The organism is Methylobacterium pseudosasicola, assembly GCF_900114535.1.
GTDB lineage: Bacteria > Pseudomonadota > Alphaproteobacteria > Rhizobiales > Beijerinckiaceae > Methylobacterium > Methylobacterium pseudosasicola.
Genome location: NZ_FOTK01000114.1, coordinates 1 through 3,060 on the forward strand (window position 1 = coordinate 1; position 3,060 = coordinate 3,060).

Below are 3,060 nucleotides of genomic sequence, written 5' to 3' on the forward strand. Positions count from 1 at the left end.
CGTCGTCGACACCGCGCGCATCACAGCAAGCAGTCCCTTCGGCACAATCCTCAAAACCATCGGTGCTAGAACCCTACCATCAGACGCGTGGGTAAGCACGAGATCGTCGCCAAGCTGCGCCAGGTCGATGTCTTGGTCTCGCAGGGCCGCAAGGTTGCCGACGCAATTCGGTCCATCAAGGTGACGGAGGTCACATATCATCGTTGGCGCTCCGAGTACGGCGGCTTGAAGGGGGATCAGGTCAAACGGCTGAAGTCTCTAGAGACGGAGAACCAGCGCCCCCGCCGGGCGATCTCCGACCTGACCCTGGAGAAGCTCATCCTGAAGGAGGCAGCTTCGGGAAACTTCTGAGCCCGGCTCACCGCCGGGCTTGCGTCGATTACGTCGTGGCTGAGCATGGCGTGTCGGAACGGTTCGCTTGCCGCGTTCTGGGTCAGCACCCCTCATCCTGAGCCTGTCTAGGGATCGACACAGCGCAAGTGCGCCGTGGTGGTCGAAGACGAGGCCGCACTGACCGCCGCCATCGTCGCGCTGGCTCTCCAGTACGGGCGCTGCGGCTACCGTCGGATCACCGCGCTGCTCCGGCGTGATGGCTGGATGGTCAACGTGAAGCGGGTCGATCCTTCGACAGGCTCAGGATGAGGGGATCTGGCGGCGGGAGGGGCTCAAGGTTCCAGCGCGATAGCCGAAGCGGGCCCGCCTCTGGCTCAACGACGGCTCGTGCGTGCGCCTGCGGCCAGAGCGGCCCGTCCATGTCTGGTGTACGACTTCGTCGAGCACCGGACGCATAACGGTCGCAAGAACCGGATGCTGAACGTCATCGATGAGTTCACCCGTGAGTGCCTGGCCATCCGCGTATCACGTAAGCTGAAGGCGCACGACGTGATCGATGTCCTCTCGGATCTGTTCAGCCTGCGCGGCGTGCCTGGCCATATCCGCTCGGACAATGAGCCTGAGTTCATCGCTCGATCTGTCCGAGATTGGATCGCAGCGGTCGGCTCAGAGACCGCCTACATCGCGCCTGGCAGTCCGTGGGAGAACGGGGACTGCGAGAGCTTCAACGCGAAGCTGCGGGATGAAGTCCTCAACGGCGAGGTGTTCTACACCCTCGAGGAAGCCAGCGTGGTAATCGAGCATTGACGGACGCACTGCAACAGCATCCGGCCGCACTCGTCACTCGGCTACTGCCCGCCTAAGCCGGAGGTCATCATTTGGCCAACGGAACCGAGCAGCTCAGTACCGTCCGCTCGCCCGGCCATCGTCACACGACCGACGATGCACTAACTTCGAGCCTGGGCCACAAGATGGGGGCTGGCTAGCGTGGGCGCTCCCATAAGCAATCAGGGTAGATTAATTCGCTCGATCAAGATCGCGCCCCCGCCGTTAGATTTGACTTAATGCTAATTGCTGCTTACATCACCATCGAACGAAGGGTAAATATGTTGGGCATGCTGGACCATCAATTTTCGCGAAAATGGTTGAGCCTCATAACATCGGGGCTTTATGGGCGAAGAAAAAAATTTCGGGACAACGAAAAATACGATGTAGATTTTTCGCTCGCCATGCACAATAGGACAGGGAAATATGCAATCGGCCGTGATCTTTTAGAGTCACTCAGGCATGAATTCAATGACGTAATATTTTGGATATTTGCGTTACAGCAGCCTCCATCTCGCTTGGCTTCGATATTTATATGTAAACTGCAATGGGTGCAAAGTCAATTTAACGCACGGTCAATTAAATATGGTTTCCAGTTCGCTTTCCGTTCAAATTCTCCCCGCTTACATCTAGAACCGTTTACTGTTCTTTCTAGTGTTCTTAGGCGTGAAGACGCCGTTCTAATTCACGACATTGGGCCCATAACAGATCCGGAACTATTTGAGGTCGCCCTGTATAAAATATACATTGCCGCCTTCTTACAAATAGAAAAAGTTGGACCCCATCTAATTTTTGCGAGTCAAGCCTCAAAAAATGAGTTTGACCGTGTGTATTTAAATGCAACACCAGCTTCATCGCGGGTTATATATCCTCCAATCAATCAGAAGAACGATTACCTTAAACCATCTCCCTTGAGCTCTGTCAATAAACCATTTTTTTTAACTGTAGGAAGCGTTGGAATTCGCAAAAATCAGCTTCGTTGCATCAAAGCTTTTGCGATATCTGGATTGGCCGACTCAGACGTAAATTATGTTATTTGCGGTTCTCGAGAGCCGGGCTACGAAGAAGTAGCAGACGCTGCATCGAATACCCAAGGAGTGGTATTGCTGAATTATGTGAAAGAAAGCGAATTAAAATGGCTCTACGAGAATGCTTCTGGATTTATATTAGTAAGTCTACTTGAAGGTTTCGGTATGCCACTAGCTGAAGCCATATTGCATAATGTAATTCCTATAGTTACTCAAAACAGTGTCCTGGAAGAAGTATCTGGGGCTGGTTCTATCAGCGTCAATCCGCTGAGCGAAGAAGATATCGCCAGCGCTATGATCAAGCTTTATAAAATGTCGGATGATGAGAGGCTTGAACGTTCTGCGCTTCTTAAACGAAGGACGTCAGAATTTTCAAAGGCGAAATTCGTTGATGGGTGGAGGGAGGCTATCAAAAAAATGAAAGAAATAAACGCATCATTTCTGCCGTTTGACGGGTAACAATTTACTGGTAATAAAATTGAATTACGTTCCGGCCATCGGAGCCTTCGAGCTTAAACCGCTAATAAAATTATGAGATTGAACACATTTGTCCGAGGCTACTAGTAGCAAGCTAACAACACAATGCGCTTAATCAGCCACCGATGAAACAGCCCGCTCCGAGACAACGAGGGTGCGGTCTTGACCTGACCGGCTGGCTTTGGACCGGGCTGATTGAGAGGATCAGCCTGGTGCAGAGGAGTTGGGGATGAAGCGAGGACAGAGGCCGAGCGCGGAACAGGTCGTGCTGATGCTGTGCCAGATCGAGGTGCAGACGGCACTAGTGCACTGACTCAGACGGATGGTTCAGGGGATCGGCTGACGGCGGCGAGGATGTCGGTGGCGGGTTTGGTCCAGACGAAAGGTCTGGCGCGCC

General features: G+C 53.1%; 1 protein-coding gene and 1 pseudogene. Both read left to right on the forward strand.

Annotated elements, in window-relative coordinates; genetic code table 11:
• Positions 1-78: 78 nt before the first annotated feature.
• Positions 79-1,284: pseudogene (locus tag BM228_RS33375) on the forward strand (IS3 family transposase).
• A 155-nt stretch (positions 1,285-1,439) separates the two neighbouring features.
• Entirely contained in the window at positions 1,440-2,645 is a 1,206-nt protein-coding gene (locus tag BM228_RS33380; protein WP_167367917.1) for a glycosyltransferase, read from the forward strand.
• Positions 2,646-3,060: the final 415 nt, after the last annotated feature.